General features: G+C 71.5%; 13 protein-coding genes. 10 read left to right on the forward strand and 3 right to left on the reverse strand.

Going from position 1 to position 16,906, the window contains the following annotated elements:
- Positions 1 to 10 precede the first annotated feature (10 nt).
- From TOK_RS20695 to TOK_RS20710, 4 genes are all read left to right on the forward strand, one after another.
- Positions 11 to 2,059: a GAF domain-containing protein gene (locus tag TOK_RS20695; RefSeq protein ID WP_141566471.1), complete on the forward strand. Its 2,049-nt coding sequence runs from the start codon at positions 11 to 13 to the stop codon at positions 2,057 to 2,059.
- A gap of 232 nt (positions 2,060 to 2,291) precedes the next feature.
- A complete protein-coding gene (locus tag TOK_RS20700; RefSeq protein ID WP_098959657.1) occupies positions 2,292 to 2,543 on the forward strand; it encodes a hypothetical protein in 252 nt (83 codons plus the stop codon).
- Positions 2,544 to 2,571: 28 nt separating this feature from the next.
- The gene (locus tag TOK_RS20705; protein WP_253258525.1) at positions 2,572 to 4,602 is read left to right on the forward strand and encodes a hydantoinase/oxoprolinase family protein; all 2,031 of its coding nucleotides are present in this window, start codon (positions 2,572 to 2,574) and stop codon (positions 4,600 to 4,602) included.
- Between the two features lie 11 nt (positions 4,603 to 4,613).
- Positions 4,614 to 6,581, forward strand: a complete 1,968-nt coding sequence (locus TOK_RS20710; RefSeq protein ID WP_098959658.1) for a hydantoinase B/oxoprolinase family protein — start codon at positions 4,614 to 4,616, stop codon at positions 6,579 to 6,581.
- 160 nt (positions 6,582 to 6,741) lie between these two features.
- On the opposite strand, the gene TOK_RS20715 is transcribed toward TOK_RS20710, so the two are convergent.
- Positions 6,742 to 7,524 (reverse strand): SDR family NAD(P)-dependent oxidoreductase, encoded by a 783-nt coding sequence (locus TOK_RS20715; RefSeq protein WP_098959659.1) that lies wholly within the window; start codon positions 7,522 to 7,524, stop codon positions 6,742 to 6,744.
- Between the two features lie 131 nt (positions 7,525 to 7,655).
- On the opposite strand from TOK_RS20715, the gene TOK_RS20720 reads away from it, so the two are divergent.
- Positions 7,656 to 9,173, forward strand: coding sequence for a long-chain fatty acid--CoA ligase (locus TOK_RS20720; RefSeq protein WP_098959660.1), 1,518 nt, complete (start codon positions 7,656 to 7,658; stop codon positions 9,171 to 9,173).
- Here TOK_RS20720 and TOK_RS20725 read toward each other — a convergent pair.
- Positions 9,154 to 9,849, reverse strand: a complete 696-nt coding sequence (locus TOK_RS20725) for a TetR/AcrR family transcriptional regulator (protein WP_098959661.1) — start codon at positions 9,847 to 9,849, stop codon at positions 9,154 to 9,156. The genes TOK_RS20720 and TOK_RS20725 overlap by 20 nt on opposite strands.
- A 209-nt stretch (positions 9,850 to 10,058) precedes the next feature.
- Between TOK_RS20725 and TOK_RS20730 the strand changes: the two genes are divergently transcribed.
- The 5 genes from TOK_RS20730 (at position 10,059) to TOK_RS20750 (ending at position 15,396) form a co-directional block, all read left to right on the forward strand.
- Positions 10,059 to 10,808: an SDR family NAD(P)-dependent oxidoreductase gene (locus TOK_RS20730; protein ID WP_098959662.1), complete on the forward strand. Its 750-nt coding sequence runs from the start codon at positions 10,059 to 10,061 to the stop codon at positions 10,806 to 10,808.
- Positions 10,809 to 10,812: 4 nt separating this feature from the next.
- Positions 10,813 to 11,550, forward strand: a complete 738-nt coding sequence (locus tag TOK_RS20735) for an SDR family NAD(P)-dependent oxidoreductase (protein ID WP_098959663.1) — start codon at positions 10,813 to 10,815, stop codon at positions 11,548 to 11,550.
- A 23-nt stretch (positions 11,551 to 11,573) separates the two neighbouring features.
- Positions 11,574 to 12,350 (forward strand): enoyl-CoA hydratase/isomerase family protein, encoded by a 777-nt coding sequence (locus TOK_RS20740; RefSeq protein ID WP_098959664.1) that lies wholly within the window; start codon positions 11,574 to 11,576, stop codon positions 12,348 to 12,350.
- Positions 12,351 to 12,446: 96 nt separating this feature from the next.
- Entirely contained in the window at positions 12,447 to 14,402 is a 1,956-nt protein-coding gene (locus TOK_RS20745; protein ID WP_098959665.1) for an NAD(P)/FAD-dependent oxidoreductase, read from the forward strand.
- Positions 14,403 to 14,808: 406 nt separating this feature from the next.
- Complete coding sequence (locus TOK_RS20750) at positions 14,809 to 15,396, forward strand: bifunctional nuclease family protein (RefSeq protein WP_253258536.1); 588 nt, start codon at positions 14,809 to 14,811, stop codon at positions 15,394 to 15,396.
- On the opposite strand, the gene TOK_RS20755 is transcribed toward TOK_RS20750, so the two are convergent.
- Positions 15,393 to 16,796 (reverse strand): NAD(P)/FAD-dependent oxidoreductase, encoded by a 1,404-nt coding sequence (locus tag TOK_RS20755; RefSeq protein WP_098959667.1) that lies wholly within the window; start codon positions 16,794 to 16,796, stop codon positions 15,393 to 15,395. The two genes, TOK_RS20750 and TOK_RS20755, sit on opposite strands and share 4 nt — an antisense overlap.
- Positions 16,797 to 16,906: the final 110 nt, after the last annotated feature.

The following is a 16,906-nucleotide window of genomic DNA, read 5'->3' on the forward strand; positions in this document are numbered from 1 at the left end:
CGGAGCACAGATGTGTGCCAGATTGAGGGCGGAAATCCCCGACCGCGCGGAGGCGACGTTGCCACTCACCGGGACCGTCCGGACGACCGACCCGCAGCAGCCCCGGCTGCCCGAGCCGATCACCGGTCGTGACACCGCGTCCCGGCAGCGGATGTCGGTCGACGGGGTGCTCGCGCTGCTCCGCTCGATCCGCGCCGACTCCGGCCACGGCCGCGGAGTGGCCGGGCTGCTCGCCCACGAGGACCTGCGTTCGGACGTCCTGGCGCTGCTGGAGGACGAGGTCCTGCGGGTGCAGGGGACCGTCACCCGGCTGGCCCGCCGCGAACACGAGCTGTCGGCGCTGTTCTCCTCGGCCCGCGAGCTCGCCGAGGAACGCGAGCCCGCGCTGCTGCTGCGCCGGCTCGTGCAGCGCGCCTTCGACCTGCTGGGCACCGACGTCGCGTACGTGGCGTCGTTCGATCAGCCCGGCGGCGTGCTCGTCATCCACGAGGCCGTCGGCTCCGTGACCCCGGAGCTGATGGGGGTGCGGGTGCCACCGGGCAAGGGCCTCGCGATGAAGGTCGCGCAGAGCCGGGCGGCGTGCCGCAGCACCCGCTACATGCAGGACGTCGGCATCGAGCACGACGACGTCGTCGACTCGGTCATCGCCGGCGAGGGCATCGTGTCGATGGTCGGGGTGCCCATGCTCGCGGGCGACGACGTCGTGGGCGTGCTCGTCGCGGCCAACCGCTCGCTGCGCACGTTCTCCACCGAGGAGATCGCGCTGCTCTCCGCGTTCGCCGACCATGCCTCGGTGGTGCTGCAGACGGCGCGGCTGCTCGACGAGGCGGTCGCCTCCGCGGCCGCCGCCGAGCAGGCGTGCGCCGAGCTGACCCGCCAGACCTCCGCGATGGAACGCACCGCCGCCGTCCACTCCGAGCTCACCGCGGCGGTGCTGCGCGGTGGGTCCGCCCAGGAGGTCGCCGACATCCTCTGCGGTGTGCTGCGCAGACGGATCTCGATCCTCGACCGTCGCGGTACCCCGCTCGCCGACTCCGGAGGCCGGGCCGCCGCGGCGGCGGAGCCTCCCGAGGACGGCGACCAGCAGGGCTTCCCGACGGCGATCCGGGCGGCGCTGCGCGAGAGCAGGCGCACCGGGCAGTGCGTGCCGTTGCGCGAGGGTGCGTCGGGACTCGCCGTCGCGGTCGTGGCGGGCGAGTCGCTGATGGGCGCGATCCTGGTCGACGACGGCGAGATCGCGCTGACCCCGGCCGACCGGCGGACCGTCGAGAGGGCGAGCCAGATCGTCGCCCTGCTGACACTGCGGCAGGAGGCCGTGGCGGACGCCGAGGAACGTGTCCGCGGCGAGCTGGTGTCCGACCTGCTCGGGGCGCGTTCGGTGTACCGCCACGAGCTGCTGCTGCGGGCCCGCTCCCGGGGCATCCGCATCGACGACCTGCGCACACCCGTCGTCGTCATCGTCGAACCGGAGTACCGCCGCGCCGCGCTGCGCGCCGCCCACGACATCGCCCCCGGCGGGCTGGCCGGTGAGCACGAGGGCACCGTCGTGGTGCTGCTGTCGGAACCGCCGGGGGAGGCCGCCGAGCTGGTGCGTACCCGGCTGTCGGCGACGCTGGGCTGCCCGGTGCTCGTCGTCGCCGGTCCCGCGGGGACGCCCGAGTCGCTGGCCGACCGCTTCGACCTCGCCCGCCGCTGCGCCCGGCTGCTCGGAGCGCTCGGGCGCGCCGACACCGCCGCCACCACCGACGGGTACGCGCCGTACCTGGCCCTGTTCGGCTCCGGCCGCGAGGACCTCGGGGCGTTCATCGAGCAGACCCTCGGGCCGGTCATCGAGTGGGACGCCGAGCGCGGCACCGACCTGATCGTGACGCTGCTCGGGTTCGTCGAGGCCAATGCGAGCCCCACCAGGACCGCCCGCAATCTGGGCCTGCACACCAACACCGTCCTGCAGCGCCTCGAGCGCATCACGACGCTGCTCGGGGACTCCTGGCGCGAGGCCGAACCCCTCTTCAGAATTTCCATCGCGGCCCGCCTGCACCAGCTCGCGGGCGTCGTCTGATCGACGATTCCCCTGGTCGGACACCACCATGGCGAATCTGCCCACCCCTCCCCTCACATCTGTGGTGGATCGGCCCATGGTCGGTTCGGTGAGCGTCGCCATATGGTCCGGCTCACACAGCGTTCTGCCTGGCACGAGACGTTTCCCGCCGGGCGGGGCATTCGACGGTACGAGAGAACGACGACTCACCCGCCGGAAGTCGACCAGGTCGAAACGACAACAGGAGGACGACGTGACAGACGGACCCACCGTGGCGCCCGGGCTCAGCGTCGAACGCGAGGACGTCACGGAGGACGAGCTCCGGGAGCTGGGGATCGACACCTCCGGGGCATCGGCCTCGGACTTCAAGCGCTACCCGGTGCTGTCCGAGGGCGGCTGGTACATCGTGATCAAGAACCAGAAGACGATGGAGACCGTCCACCGGACGAAGTGGACCCTGCTGGGGCCCATCAAGCTGGTGACCGACGGTCTCCACATCGCCTGACGGCCACGACGAGAGGGAGAGACATCTCATGACGATGATCGGAGTGGACGTCGGCGGCACCTTCACCGACGTGGTCGCGATCGAGGACGGGAACATCAGGACGGTCAAGGTCTCGACCGACGTCCGCAACACCCACCTCGCGGTGCTCGAAGGAGCGCGCGAGGCCGGCGTCGAGAACGCCACCGTCTTCAACCATGCAAGTACTCACGGACTCAACGCCGTCATCACCCGACGGCTGCCCAAGATCGCCTTCCTGACGACCATGGGTCACCGCGACATCCTCGACATCGGGTCGAGCTACCGGCCGCTGGACGCCCTGACCGACGCCAGCTGGCGTCGTGGCTTCGGCGACGCGATGCGCCCCCTGGTGGCCCGCTACCTGCGTCGCGGCATCCGCGAGCGGCTCAAGACCGACGGCAGCACGCTCATCCCGCTCGACGAGGCCCAGGCCCGCGAGGAGCTCGCTGTCCTGCGCAAGTGCGGCGTGCAGGGTGTGTCCATCTGCCTGATCAACGCCTACGTCAACGCGAGCCACGAGGAGCGGCTGCGCGAGCTGGTCAAGGAGGAGCTGGGCGACATCCCCGTCTCCATCTCCAGCGAGACCTCGCCGCTGGCCAAGGAGTGGGCGCGCGCGTCGACGACGACGATCGACGTGTTCATGAAGCTCATCTACGGCGACTACACGAAGAAGCTCGGTGACGGCCTGCGCGAGCAGGGCTTCAACGGCGAGTTCAACTACGCGAACTGCGCGGCGCAGCTGGTCAACGCCGACATCGCGATGGAGCAGCCGTTCGAGATCGTGTTCGCCGGCCCCGCGGCCGGCACCATGGCGAGCGCGCACTTCGGCAAGCTGATCGACCGTGGCAACCTGCTGTGCGTCGACCTCGGCGGCACGTCGTGCGACATCTCGATGGTGTCCGACGGTGACCCGTACGTGAACACGACGTTCCTGCTCGAGCACGACCTGATCGTCAACGCCCTCTCCAATGAGGTCGAGTCGATCGGTGCCGGTGGCGGATCGCTGGTCAAGATCGCCGCCAGCGGCGAGGTGCTGGTCGGCCCCGGCTCTGCCGGTGCGGACCCCGGTCCGGCCTGTTACGGCAAGGGCGGCACCGAGCCCGCGACGACCGACACCCTGATCATGATGGGGGTCATCGACCCGAAGACCTTCGCCGGTGGCCGGATGTCGCTCGACCCCTCGTTGTCGGAGCGGGCGTTCAACGACCTCGACACCACGTTGTCCCTGCACCAGAGGGTCAACTACGCCTTCAACATCGGCATCAACAACATCGCCGAGGGCGTCACCAACATCGCGATCAAGCACGGCATCGACCCGCGCGACTACAGCCTCGTCGCGTTCGGTGCCGCCGGTCCGATGCTGCTGCCCGCCTGCCTCGACCTCGTGCACGCCCGCGACGTCATCGTGCCGCCGCACCCGGGCCTGTTCTCGGCGCTCGGACTGGTCTCCTCCGACCAGGTCTACGGCGACAGCCGCAGCTCCTACGTGATGCTGGGCCACGACGCGGCCGAGTCGATCGACAGGATCTACACGCAGATGGAGGAGAAGCTGCGCGAGCGCTTCGACGACTCCAAGTCCAACGTCGAGTTCGTGCGCTCCATGGACGCCCGCCTCGCGGGCCAGACGTGGGAGACGCCGTTCGTCTCGGTGCCGTCGGGCACGATCGACGCCACGAAGGTCGACGAGATGATCGAGACCTTCCACACGGTCTACGAGTCGCGTGCCGGCAACCGTTTCGACGGTCTTCCGGTGCAGGCCGTCACCTACCGGGTGGAGGCCGTCATCAAGGTCGACAAGGTCGACTACCCGCGGCTGGAGAAGGGCGACGGCGCTGTCCTGACGCCCGAGTCCACGTTCGAGCTGCGGTTCCTGACCGACGAGCCGGTCACCGCGGGGCGCTACCAGCGGGAGACGTTCAAGGCCGGCGACCGTATCGAGGGCCCCGCCGTGATCCACGAGGCGCTCTCCACGACGTTCATGCTGCCCGGCCAGGTCGCCGAGGTCGGCGAGTACGGCGAGCTTCGGATCACCAGGGCCTGAGGGAGGACGAGATGACCGATCTTGGAGTGGGCAAGACCCCGATCAAGGAACTGACCGACGCGGAGTTCGAGGCGCGCTACAACTGCGACCGCTACACCGCGACCGTGCTGTCCAACCGCATGCGCTACATCGTCGAGCACATGTGCACGAACCTGCTGCACCACGCGTTCTCGCTGATCCTGCGCGACTGGTACGACTTCGCGGCCACGATCTCGGGCCCGAGCAACATGAACTACCCGATGTCGACGGTCTCGAACTCCCTGGTGCTGTTCTCCGGCGCCATGGAGCACGCCGTGCGCAACGCGGTGGAGGAGTACGGCCCGGACAAGCTCAAGCCCGGCGACGTGCTCATGGTCAACGACCCGTACCGGGCCGGTAACCACGTCAACGACATCTGCTTCATCCGGCCGGTGTTCCACGACGACAAGATCGTCACCTTCGTCGCGCTGCGTGCCCACCAGCTCGACATGGGTGGCATCGTGCCCGCCGGCTTCTCGGCGACCAAGCGCGACGTCTACGAGACCGGCCTGGTCATCCCGCCGATGCTGGCCTACGAGAACGACCAGCCGGTGCAGAGCTCGTTCCACCTGATCTTCAACAACGCCCGGTACTGCGCGCTGCTGCTGCCGGACATGATCACGATCTACCAGAACCTGCTGCTCGGTGAGCGGCTGATGAAGGAGAGCTTCGAGCGCTACGGCGTCGACGCCTGGCTCGGCGCGATCAACTACAGCGTCGACGTCCCGGCCGAGTCGATGGCCGCGGCCATCAAGGCCCTGCCGGACGGCGTGTACCGGGGCAGCGACCTCGTCGACGCCGACGGTATCGACGACACGCTCGAGTACGAGATCAAGGTCGAGATCACCAAGAAGGGCGAGCGTCTCGAGGTCGACTTCTCGGGCACGTCCCAGCAGGCCCGGACGTCGATCAACGCGGGCGTGTTCGACACGCTCACGGCGACCGGCGTGGCGCTGAAGTACCTGCTCGACCCGAAGACGGCGTTCAACTCCGGGGCGTACCGCAACGTCGACGTCGTTCTACCCGCGGGCACGATCTGTTCGGCGACACCTCCGGACGGCCCGGTCTTCCTCTACTGGGAGGCCGCACAACCGGTGCTGCTGGCCATCTTCAAGGCGCTCGAACCCGCCGTGAAGGAGAACGCGGTCGGCGGCGACTACGGTTCGCTGTCGATCCACAACGGCCACGGTGTGACACCGGACGGGACCCCGTGGGTCACGGTCGCGCAGTGCGGCGGCGAGCACGGCCCGTGGGGAGCCACCAAGAGCGGCGACGCCGACTCCTACGGCGGCTTCTACATGGCCAACAACCTCGACCCGGCGACCGAGGCCATCGAGTCCGAGCTGCCGATCGTGGTGCTGCGCAAGGAGTACGTGCCCGACACCGCGGGCACGGGCTACAACCGCGGCGGCGCGTCCGTGCTGCGCGACAGCATGTTCCTCACCGACGCGCACCACACCTCGAGCCCGGTGCACACCAAGCGCTCCTCGGGTGCCGGCGTGTACGGCGGCAAGGACGGCCGCAACGGCGCCACCTGGCTGTTCCCGGCCGAGGGCGGCTTCGACGTCTCCCAGCGCCAGGACCTCATCCCGGTGCTGGACCCGGAGGCCTACCGCCAGTCGACCCCCGTCTCCGGCATGCTCGACCCGGAGACCAAGGCGCTCGACGTCGAGAAGGGCGAGTACTTCTGGTTCGGGGCGAACCCGTTGTGGCACACCAAGCCCAACGACGTGTTCCGTTACGTCACCTGTGGTGGCGGTGGCTGGGGCAACCCGTACACCCGCGAAGCGGACCGGGTGCTGCGCGACGTCCGTGACGAGTACGTCTCGATCGAGGCCGCCGCGCGCGACTTCGGCGTGATCATCACGGGTGACCCGCAGAAGGACCCGGAGGGTCTCGCGATCGACGAGGCCGCGACCGAGGCACGTCGCGCGGAGCTGCGCAACGCGGGCATGGCCTGACGGTCGACCCACAGACGACGCCGGGATGGACGCCAGTGTTGCCGTCCGTCCCGGCGTCTCCACGTCTTGCGATGCCGGGTTGGACGGCAAGGTGGTTGGCGTCTGTCCCGGCGTCTCCACGTCTCGCGTCTGCGTGTGCGGACCCGGGTTGCCGGGATGCTCAGCGCTTGTCGGGGATCCCGTTGTAGGTCCGCCACGTCGGGGCGACGAGCCAGCCCGCGTCGACGGGAAGGTTCACACCGGTGACGGCGGACGCCTCGTCGGAGGCCAGGAAGCAGACGGCCCTGGCGACCTCCTCGGCGTCGACCATCCGCCCCAGCGCCGACTCGCCTGCGAGGTTGGACGGGTCGCGCTCGCCGCTGTCGATCCGTTCGCGCAGCAGCGGGGTCAGCGTGTACCCGGGGGCGACGGAGTTGACCCGCACCCCGGAGCGGCCCCATTCGGTCGCGAGGTCGGCGGTCATCGCGATGACTCCGGCCTTGGCCGGGGTGTAGGCGTGCAGCGGCATCGACCGCATCCCCGCGACCGACGCGATCGTGACGATGCTGCCCTGTCCGCGCACGGCCATCCGGCGGCCGAACTCGACCGCGCACAGCCACGTCCCGCGCAGGTCGACGCGGAGGACCTCGTCCCAGTCGGCGACGTCGTAGTGCTCGGGCGGCAGTGGACGCTGGGTGATGCCGGCGGACGTCACGAGGACGTCGACGGCCCCGACCTCGCGTTCGATGCGCTCGGCCGCGGCCTCGACGTCGGGCGCCGAGCCCACGTCGAGGGTGACGGCGTGCCCGCCGAGCTCGTCGGCGACCGCCGCGGCGCGGGCGGGGTCGAGGTCGGCGATGACGACGGTCGCGCCCCGCGCGACGGCGAGCCGGGCGACTGCCTCGCCGATGCCGCTGGCGCCGCCTGTGACGACGGCGACGAGACCGGACAGGTCGGAGATCATCGGGGCCTCCTTGCCACGCGATGGGGGACGGGCCCGCGGGTCCGCGGGGGTCCTCGACCGGGGCGGGCGCCGCAGGTAGGTTTTCTAGAACGGACGGTACAGGAAACGAACTCGACGAGGAGTGTCCGACCGTGTTCGATCTCGCCCGTGTGCTCGACCACCACGTCGCCCGCCACCCCGACCGCGAGGTGCTGGTCCAGGGCGAGCGCCGGATCCCGGCCGCGGCCCTGCGCGACCGCGTCGACGCCGTCGCCGCCGGGCTCGCCGCGCTCGGCGTGGAGCGCGGCGAGGTCGTCGCGCTGCTGCTCTACAACCACGTCGAGTTCCTGGAGACGGTGCTCGCCGCGGGCCGCCTCGGTGCGGTCGTCCTGCCGCTGAACTACCGGCTCGCCCCCGACGAGTGGCGCTACATCCTCGACAACGCGGGCACCGTCGTCGTCGTCACCGAGGCCGAGTTCGCCGAGCGCATCGACGCGCTGGCGCCGCAGCTGCCGACGATGCGGCACAAGGTGTTGCTCGGCGACACCGCCCCGGACGGCTGGACCGCGTTCGAGGACCTCGCCGCCGAGGGCGCCACCGCGTCACCGGTGCCGCGGGGCGTCGTCGACGACCAGGACACCCTCGCCCGGCTCATGTACACCTCCGGCACCACGTCGCGACCCAAGGGCGTGCGGATCACCCACGGCAACGTCGCGTGGAAGAACCTCGGGCTCATCGTCGAGCTGGGCCTCACCGCCGACGACACCGTCCTGGTGTGCGGGCCGCTCTACCACTGCGGCGGCCTCGACCTGCCCGGCCTCGCCGCCTTCCACATGGGCGCGCGACTCGTGCTCCTGCGTTCCTTCGACGCCGTCGGCGTCCTCGACGCGATCGAGCGGGAGAAGGCCGGCGTCGTCTGGCTGGCGCCCGCGATGATGAACGCCGTCCTGCAGGTCCCGGACCTGGCCGATCGCGACACGTCGTCGGTGCGCTGCATCATCGGCGGCGGCGAGAAGATGCCCGAGCCGGTGGTGCGTCGCATCCTCGAGGCCTTCCCCAACACCTGGTTCGCCGACGCGTACGGGCTCACCGAGACCGTCTCCGGCGACACGTTCCTCGACCGGGAGCACAGTCTGTCGAAGATCGGCTCGGTCGGGCGTCCCGTCCCGCACGTCGAGGTCCGCATCGTCGACGAGGAGGGTTCCGAGGTCGCCGCGGGCGAGGTGGGGGAGATCGCGCTGCGCGGACCGAAGGTGTTCGGCGGCTACTGGCGCGACGATGAGGCCACGGCGCGGGCGATCCGCGACGGCTGGTTCCACACCGGCGACGTCGGGCGCGTCGACGCCGACGGGTTCCTCTACGTCGAGGACCGGCTCAAGGACATGATCATCTCCGGGGGAGAGAACATCGCGACGCCCGAGGTGGAGCGCGTCCTCTACGAGCACCCCGCGGTCCTGGAGGCGGCGGTCGTCGCCATGCCGCACGAACGCTGGGGCGAGGTGCCCCGCGCGGTCGTCGTGCTGCGGCCGGGGGAGCAGGCCGACGCCGACGGGATCCGCGCCTTCTGCCGCGAGCGGCTGGCGAAGTTCAAGGTGCCGGTGGCCGTGGACTTCCTCGACGAGCTGCCCCGGACACCGTCGGGCAAGGTCCTCAAGCGGGAGCTGCGGTGACCGCGCGGAGTGTCGGCAGGTCGTCGTTGGCAGCGCGGTACCGGGCCGTCTCGGCCTCGATCGTCGACGGGTCGAACCCCGCGGCGGCGAAGCCGCGGAACAACGTCGCGCAGTACTGCTCCGACAGGTGCGCGGCGTTCCAGCGTCCCGACGGGCGGACCCATTGGTAGGTGTGGTTGTGCATGTTGAGGAACTGCAGCATACCGAGGCGTACGTCCATCTCGCGGAACTCTCCCGCCTCGACGGCCGCGGCCAGCAGCTCGGCGACGACGTCCTCGAACGAGTGCCGCTGGGCGACGAGCGTCGCCTGGTTCTCGACCGAGAGCTGCCGGTAGTCGTGCTCGTAGACCCAGATGTGGTCGAGTTGCAGCACGATCTGCTCGAGCAGCAGCTCGGAGAGCAGCCGAAGCCGTACGACCGGCCGGACCCGCAGCTCCGCGATCTCACGCGCCGCTGCCAGCAGCGGCACCAGCACCGCCGACTGGATCTCGACGAGCAGCTGTTCCTTGCTGCCGATGTAGTAGTAGAGCGCGCCGCGGGCCAGGCCGACGGCCTCGCAGATCTCGGTGATGCCGGTCGCGGCGTAGCCACGGCGCGCGAACAGCTCGGCGGCGGTGTCGATGATCTCCCGCCGCCGCGGCTCGAAGCCCGAGCCGTGACCTGGTGGTCGGGGCATCTGTCCTCGCTGCCGGTCCCCCCGGACGTACCGCGGGCACGGTGTGCCCGCGTCGGTGATCCTACGCGGCCCGTCCGGCCGCACAGGCGGCGCGCGCGATCGCGCGTCGGTACCCGTACCCCGGCGGACGGGTCCCGGCCCCGCCGGGACCGCTCGGATCCGCCGGTACGAGTTGGTCCGACCGAACGAGCAGGAAGGTGACCACAGGCATGGCACAGAACGGCATCAGCGGAGCTGTCGACCTCACAGGGCAGGTCGCGATCGTCACCGGCGGGGCCCGCGGGATCGGGCAGGCGACGGCGATCGCCCTGGCCCGTGAGGGCGCCGACGTGGTCGTCGGCGACATGCTCGACACCGACGAGACCGTGAAGAAGGTCGAGGCGCTCGGCCGGCGCGCGACGGGGCTGTGCACCGACGTCACCAGCACCGCCGACGTCGCTGCGCTGGTCGCGGCGGCCGTCGAGGGCTTCGGACGCCTCGACGTGCTCGTGACCTGCGCCGGCGTCTACGGCGAGGGTGCGCTGGAGGTCGACGGCGACGAGTTCGACCGCGTCTACGCCGTCAACGCCAAGGGCACCTACCTGTGTGTGCAGGCCGCGTGGCCCGCGCTGGAGGACGGGGGCGGCAAGGTCGTCTGCGTCGGGTCGATCGCAGGCAAGGTCGGCGGGGTGCTCGCCGGGCCGCAGTACGCCGCGAGCAAGGGCGCGGTGCACGCGATGGTGCGCTGGTTCGCCAAGTACGGCGCCTCGCGCGACGTGCTGGTCAACGGCATCGCACCCGGCGCCGTCGCCACCGAGATGATCAAGGGCCGCGGCTACCGCGAGGCCGACTGGCCGCTCGGTCGCTTCGCCGAGCCCGAGGACATGGCCGAGGCCGTCCTCTACCTCGCAGGACAGGGCTCGAACTTCATGACGGGCAAGGTGCTGTCCGTCGACGGCGGCCTGCTGCTGCAGGACTGACGCGATGGCCGTCGCGAACCGGGTCGTGCTCGTCACCGGTGCCGCGGGCGGGCTCGGTGCCGCCGTCGCGCGGCGCCTGGCCGAGCCCGGCACCGCGCTGGTGCTGTGCGACCTCGACGACGCGGGGATGAAGGACGTCGTGGCGTCGCTGCCGGGCACGCCCGTGCTCACCCGGGTCGTCGACGTCGGCGACGCCGAGCAGGTCGACGCGGCCGTGGCGGCGGCGGTCGAGGAGTTCGGCGGGCTGCACGTCATGGTCAACAACGCCGGCGTCATCGCCCCGAACGCCCGCATCCACAACCTGACCGCCGCCGACTGGGACCTCGCGCTGCGGGTCAACCTGATGGGCGTGGTGCACGGCATGACGGCGGCGATCCGCGTGATGCGCGGCGCGGGCGGCGGCTCGATCGTCAACACCGCGTCGGTCGCGGGCCTCACGGCGTGGGCCTACGCGGCGCCCTACGGCGCGACCAAGGCCGCCGTCGTGCACCTGACCAAGATCGCCGCCGTCGAGTACGCGAAGGAACGGATCCGGGTCAACTGCATCTGCCCCGGGACGTTCGAGTCCGGCATGTCGGCGAGGATCCCGCGCGAGGCCATGGCGGCGATGGAGGCCCGGCATCCGCTCGGCTTCGGCGTTCCCGAGGACGTCGCCGGTGCCTTCGCCTACCTCGCAGGCGACGAGTCGCGCTGGACCACCGGGGCTGCGATCGTCGTCGACGGCGGCTACGCGGCTCCCTGACCCCTCCCGGAAGGTGACACATCATGAGCATCGATTTCGACGTCGACGGCGCCGTCGCGACGATCACCATCAACCGCCCCGAGGCGCGTAACAGCCTCGACCCGGAGCACAACGGCCTGCTCGCGGAGGCCTACCAACGCTTCCAGGCCGACGACGCGCTGCGCTGTGCCGTGCTGACCGGCGTCGGCAACTCGTTCAGCGCGGGTGCCGACCTCAAGAAGCTCATTCCGCTCGTGCGCGAGACGGTGCTCGACGACACCGCCGACCCGTGGGTCATGGGCGGCATGACGATGGTCGCCGAGGCGGGCAAGCCGATGATCGCCGCCGTCAACGGGCACGCCCTGGCCGGCGGCCTCGAGCTGGCACTGGCCTGCGACTTCCGGATCTGCGTGCCGCAGGCGATGTTCGGGCTCGCCGAGGTGCGCTGGGCGATCATCCCCGGTGCGGGTGGCACCCAGCGGCTGCCGCGCGCGGTGCCGATCGGCGTCGCCACCGAGATGATCCTCACCGGCGACCCGATCGACGCCGACGCCGCGCTGCGCCACGGCCTGGTCAACCGCATCGTCGAGCCCGCCGAGCTGCTGGGGGAGACGATGCGCGTCGCACAGGTGATCGCCTCTCGCGGGCCCGTCGCGGTGCGGGCGGCGAAGGAGGCCATCCACACCGGGCTGCGCGAGGGGCTGGCGGCGGGGCTGCTCGCCGAGCAGCGGCTGCTGGCCGAGTGCATGCGTACCGAGGACGCCGCGGAGGGCCCGCGCGCGTTCGCGGAGAAACGTGAGCCCGTCTACAAGGGCAGGTGAATCCTGGCGGACGCGCCGCCGAGGCCCTACCCTGTTTTGTAGACCGATCGTTACACGAAACTCGTCCGGCCCGGACGCCGGGAGACGGAGAGCGTGATGGACCCCCGCCAGATCCGGATGACCGCCGACGACGACAGCCTCCTCGAGGCCCTCGGGTCCGCCAACATCCCGACCCTGCTGCTGGTGCTCGCCCACCTCACCGGTGACCGGGCGTGGCTCGCCGATCCCTACCTGCCGAGCCGCTCGATCGCCACCGACGACAACGACACCGCCGGCTTCCCCGAGGAGCGCCAGGCCCACGTCCGCGCCGAGGCGTTCGAGTTCCTCCGCGCGTGGCGCGACGGCCGGGCCACCCTCGCCGACCCGCCGCCCGTCGACGACGTCGCCGCCCGCATCGGCATCTCCTGCGGCGAGGACGTGCCGCCCGAGTACGACGTCTCCATGGCCGAGGAAGCCGGCCTCGCCGACCGCGACGCCCGCTGGACCGGCGAGCCCCCGGCCCGGCGCGACGACCTGCGCGTGGTCGTCGTCGGAGCGGGGGAGGGCGGCATCTGCACCGCCGTCAAGCTCGGCGAGCTCGGCCTCGACTACACCGTCATCGAACGCCACGACGCCGTCGGTGGCATCTGGCTGGAGAACGGCTACCCGGGCGCGGGCGTCGACACCGCCAGCGCCCTCTACTCGTTCTCCTGGGCGCAGAAGCCCGACTGGTCGCGCTACTTCGCCAAGCAGCCCGAGATCCTCGGCTACCTCCAGGACGTCGCCCGCGCCCACGGGATGCTGCCGCACGTCCGGTTCGGCACCGAGCTCGTCGCCGCCCGCTGGGACGACGACGCCCGCGTCTGGCGGGTCGGGGTCCGGCCCGCCGCCGACCCCGACGCGCCCGTCGAGGAGATCGTCGCCGACGTCCTGATCAGTGCCGTCGGCCAGCTCAACCGCCCCGCCTACCCGGCCCTGCCCGGCCTCGACACCTTCGCCGGGCCGATGTTCCACTCCGCCCGCTGGGACGACACCGTCGACCTCGCCGGCAAGCGCGTCGCCGTCATGGGCACCGGGGCCAGCGCCATGCAGATCGTCCCCACCATCGCGGGTGTCCCGTCGCGGCTGACGATCTTCCAGCGTTCCCCGCAGTGGACCATCCCCAACGGCAACTACCACCGCGAGCTCACCCCGCAGACGCGGCTGCTGATGGAGCAGGTGCCCTGGTACGCGGCCTGGTACCGGCTCCGGCTGCTGTGGATCTACCAGGACAAGCTGCACCCCACGCTGCGCCGCGACCCCGGCTGGGAGCACCCGGAACGCGCCGTCAACGCCGTCAACGACCGCCACCGCCGGTTCTTCACCCAGCACCTCATGTCGGAGATCGAGGGACACGAGGACGAGCTGCTCGACAAGGTCATGCCGACCTACCCGCCCTACGGCAAGCGGATGCTCATCGACAACGGCTGGTTCGCCGCCCTGCGCCGCGACGACGTCGACCTCGTCACCGACACCGTCGCCGCCGTCGACGAGAAGGGCGTGGTCCTCGCCGACGGCTCCCGCGTCGACCTCGACGTGCTGATCATGGCCACCGGGTTCCAGAGCCGGCGCATGCTCTCGCCCATGGACATCCGCGGCCGCTCGGGACGCTCGCTGCGCGAGATCTGGGGTGACGACGACGCCCGCGCCCATCTGGGCATCACCGTGCCCGACTTCCCGAACCTGTTCCTGGTCTACGGCCCGAACACCAACCTCGGGCACGGCGGCAGCGTCATCTTCCACACCGAGTGCCAGGTCTCCTACATCACGAAGATGCTGGTCGCGATGCTGGAGGGCGGGGTCGGGACCGTCGAGGTGCGGCCCGAGGTGTGCGACGCCTACAACGAGCGCGTGGACGCCGCGCACGCCGAGCTGGTCTGGACCCACCCGGGCATGACGAACTGGTACCGCAACGCCAAGGGCCGCGTGGTCACCAACAGCCCGTGGCGCCTGGTCGACTACTGGGCGATGACCCGCGAGCCCGACCTGTCGGAGTTCGACACGACCCCGGTGGACCAGCCGGCGACAACGTAACCCTGTGAGCGAGGGTTCAGCAGGCCTTCCAGGCGCCGAGGTCGGTCCGTCGACGTCCCCGTCTCGGCGAGGAGTCCCGGTCCCGTTACCCGCGTCGGATCGTCCGCTCACCGCCCGCACCCCGTCGTGACATCACCGCGCGCGGTCGGGTGGTCATGGAAAGCGTTCGTCTCCTCGTGTGGACGGTGATCCGGAGGGGACCTGGGAGCTGCCCGGGAGCGCTATCCGTTCGTGAGCTGGTGCGGGCGGTCGAGGGGCCGCGGTTGCCTGAACCGGCCCGCATCGGCGCCTGATCCCCGCCTGCTGGGGCACACTGGCCGGAGTCTCGCGCGACACCGCGTCGGAGCCCGCGTCTGTGGGTACCCGGTGTCTCCGAGGCGGTGACGGGGAGGCGAGCGTGCCGGAGATGACAGTCGTGGCGGTGGGCATGGACCCGGCAGGCACCCAGCCGGTGCTGTTGCTGCGCGAGGTGCCGGAGCCGCGCAGACAGCTTCCGGTGCTGATCGGGCTGCCCGAGGCGGCGGCGATCGAGCTGCAGCGACAGGGCGTCGACCCGCCACGGCCGCAGACCCACGACCTGATCCGCAACGTCGTCGCCGCGTTCGGGCGGCGCCTGCAGCGTGTCCGGATCACGGCACTGCGTGACGGCATTTACCACGCGGAGCTGCAGTTCGACGACGGCACGGCGGTGTCCTCGCGGCTCACCGACGCCGTCGCGCTGGCGGTGCGTGACAGCATCCCGATCGAGGCGGAGGAGGACGTCCTGGAGGCGGGCGCGGCACCCGTGCAGCTCCTGGACCTGACCGGCTCCGACGACCTCGACGAGCCCGGCGCCGAGGAGCCGGGCGCGGCCGACCCCGACGCGCCACCTGCGGCGAGCGGGCCGATCGACGAGGCGGCGGAGCTGGAGGAGCTGCGCCGGTTCCTCGACATCGCCACCCCGGAGGACTTCGGTACGGGCGAGGACCCCGGCAAGGGTCCCGACGCGCCCTAGGTCCGGCTGCCGGCGGAGCCCGCGGTCGTGTCGTTCTCCGCAACTGCGTCCCGGTCGCCGACGGTGTGCCCGTCGGCGGGGCGGGTCCCCAACGGCACGGCGTTCCCGCGCACGAGCCCGAGCTGGGCTGCGGGCCGGCGCAGGACGGCGTCGAGCAGCCAGTCGACGACGACCCGGATCCTGTTGCCCGGCATCGCGACCAGGTGGTAGCCACGGGTGACGGCGGTGGCGGCGAGCCCGGACAGCGGCACGCCCAGCGGGTTCGCCGCAGCGTCCCTGCCGCCGAGCTCGACGACGAAGCCGAGATCGTGGTGGGAGTAGGGGCGCGCATCGCCGACGCCCAGCGATGCGGCAACGTTGCGCCCGGCGAGCGTGCCCTGGCGCTGGGCGTGCTGCGCGGTCATCGCGGTCAGCTGCCCGGGCCGGGTGCGGTCGGGAACGGCGGCGATGTCACCGCAGGCCAGGACGTCGGGGCGGCCGGGGACGCGCAGATGGTCGTCGACCACCAGGCGGCCCTTGTCGGTGGCCAGGCCGAGGCCCTCGACGATCGGGTCGGGCCGGACCCCGACGCACCAGACGACGGTGCGGGTCGGGACCTCCTCGCCCGTGGTGAGGCGGACGCCGCGGGCATGGGCCTGTTCGATCGAGATGCCGGTGCGCACCTCGACGCCGCGCCCGCGCAGCACCTCGTCGGCCGTCCTCGACAGCCGTGGTGACAGCTCCGGTAGCACCCGGGGCGCGAGGTCGACCAGCAGCCAGCGGACCCGCTGGTCGCGCAGCGAGCGGTGCGCCGCGCGGAGCTGGTCGGTGAACAGCACCCCCTGGGCCGCGATCTCGGTCCCGGTGTAGCCGGCGCCGACGACGACGAAGGTGCAGCGCGCGTCGCGCTCGGCGGGGTAGTGTTCCGAGGCGGCGATGTCGAGCTGGCGAACGATGTGGTCGCGCAGGTAGACGGCCTCGGCGACGCCGCGGAAGCCGTGAGCGTGCTCGGCGATCCCCGGGATCGGCAGCAGCCGGTTGGTGCTGCCCGCGGCGATGACGAGCCGGTCCCAGGTCGTCTCGCCGCGCCCGCCCTCGGGGTCGGTCCAGCCGACGGTGTGGCCGTCGAGGTCGATGGCGTCGACGGTGCCGACCACGATCGTCGCACCGGGCAGCGCGGTCGCGAGTGGCACGGCGACCCGCCGCGGGTCGAGCACGCCCGTCGCGACCTCGGGGAGCAGCGGCAGGTAGAGGAAGTAGTCGGTCGCGGAGACGACGACGACCTCCGCGTGCGGCACGAGCTTCGTCAGCCGTCCGGCAGTGGCGAGCCCGGCGAACCCGCCGCCGATCACGACGACCCGCGGCCGTCCGCCCTCCCCCCGGCCCCCGGTGCCGTCCGTCCCGGCCGTCCCGTCCGCCATGCGTGCCTCCGCCTCACCGCTCGGATCCGCCCGAGGACGATCGTGCTCCGCCCGCGGCGGCACGTCGACCCGTCGACGGTCCCGGTCGGCGGGCGCCACCGACGCGGGAG

This window comes from Pseudonocardia sp. N23, assembly GCF_002583555.1.
Taxonomy (GTDB): domain Bacteria; phylum Actinomycetota; class Actinomycetes; order Mycobacteriales; family Pseudonocardiaceae; genus Pseudonocardia.

What these genes read in the sequence shown, in the direction of transcription:
- TOK_RS20715 (WP_098959659.1), bottom strand. Translation starts at nt 7,524, where the DNA reads ATGATCTCCGACCTGTCCGGTCTCGTCGCCGTCGTCACAGGCGGCGCC.
- TOK_RS20750 (WP_253258536.1), top strand. Translation starts at nt 14,809, where the DNA reads ATGACAGTCGTGGCGGTGGGCATGGACCCGGCAGGCACCCAGCCGGTG.
- TOK_RS20705 (WP_253258525.1), top strand. Translation starts at nt 2,572, where the DNA reads ATGACGATGATCGGAGTGGACGTCGGCGGCACCTTCACCGACGTGGTC.
- TOK_RS20725 (WP_098959661.1), bottom strand. Translation starts at nt 9,849, where the DNA reads ATGCCCCGACCACCAGGTCACGGCTCGGGCTTCGAGCCGCGGCGGCGG.
- TOK_RS20735 (WP_098959663.1), top strand. Translation starts at nt 10,813, where the DNA reads ATGGCCGTCGCGAACCGGGTCGTGCTCGTCACCGGTGCCGCGGGCGGG.
- TOK_RS20730 (WP_098959662.1), top strand. Translation starts at nt 10,059, where the DNA reads ATGGCACAGAACGGCATCAGCGGAGCTGTCGACCTCACAGGGCAGGTC.
- TOK_RS20745 (WP_098959665.1), top strand. Translation starts at nt 12,447, where the DNA reads ATGGACCCCCGCCAGATCCGGATGACCGCCGACGACGACAGCCTCCTC.
- TOK_RS20710 (WP_098959658.1), top strand. Translation starts at nt 4,614, where the DNA reads ATGACCGATCTTGGAGTGGGCAAGACCCCGATCAAGGAACTGACCGAC.
- TOK_RS20755 (WP_098959667.1), bottom strand. Translation starts at nt 16,796, where the DNA reads ATGGCGGACGGGACGGCCGGGACGGACGGCACCGGGGGCCGGGGGGAG.
- TOK_RS20695 (WP_141566471.1), top strand. Translation starts at nt 11, where the DNA reads ATGTGTGCCAGATTGAGGGCGGAAATCCCCGACCGCGCGGAGGCGACG.
- TOK_RS20740 (WP_098959664.1), top strand. Translation starts at nt 11,574, where the DNA reads ATGAGCATCGATTTCGACGTCGACGGCGCCGTCGCGACGATCACCATC.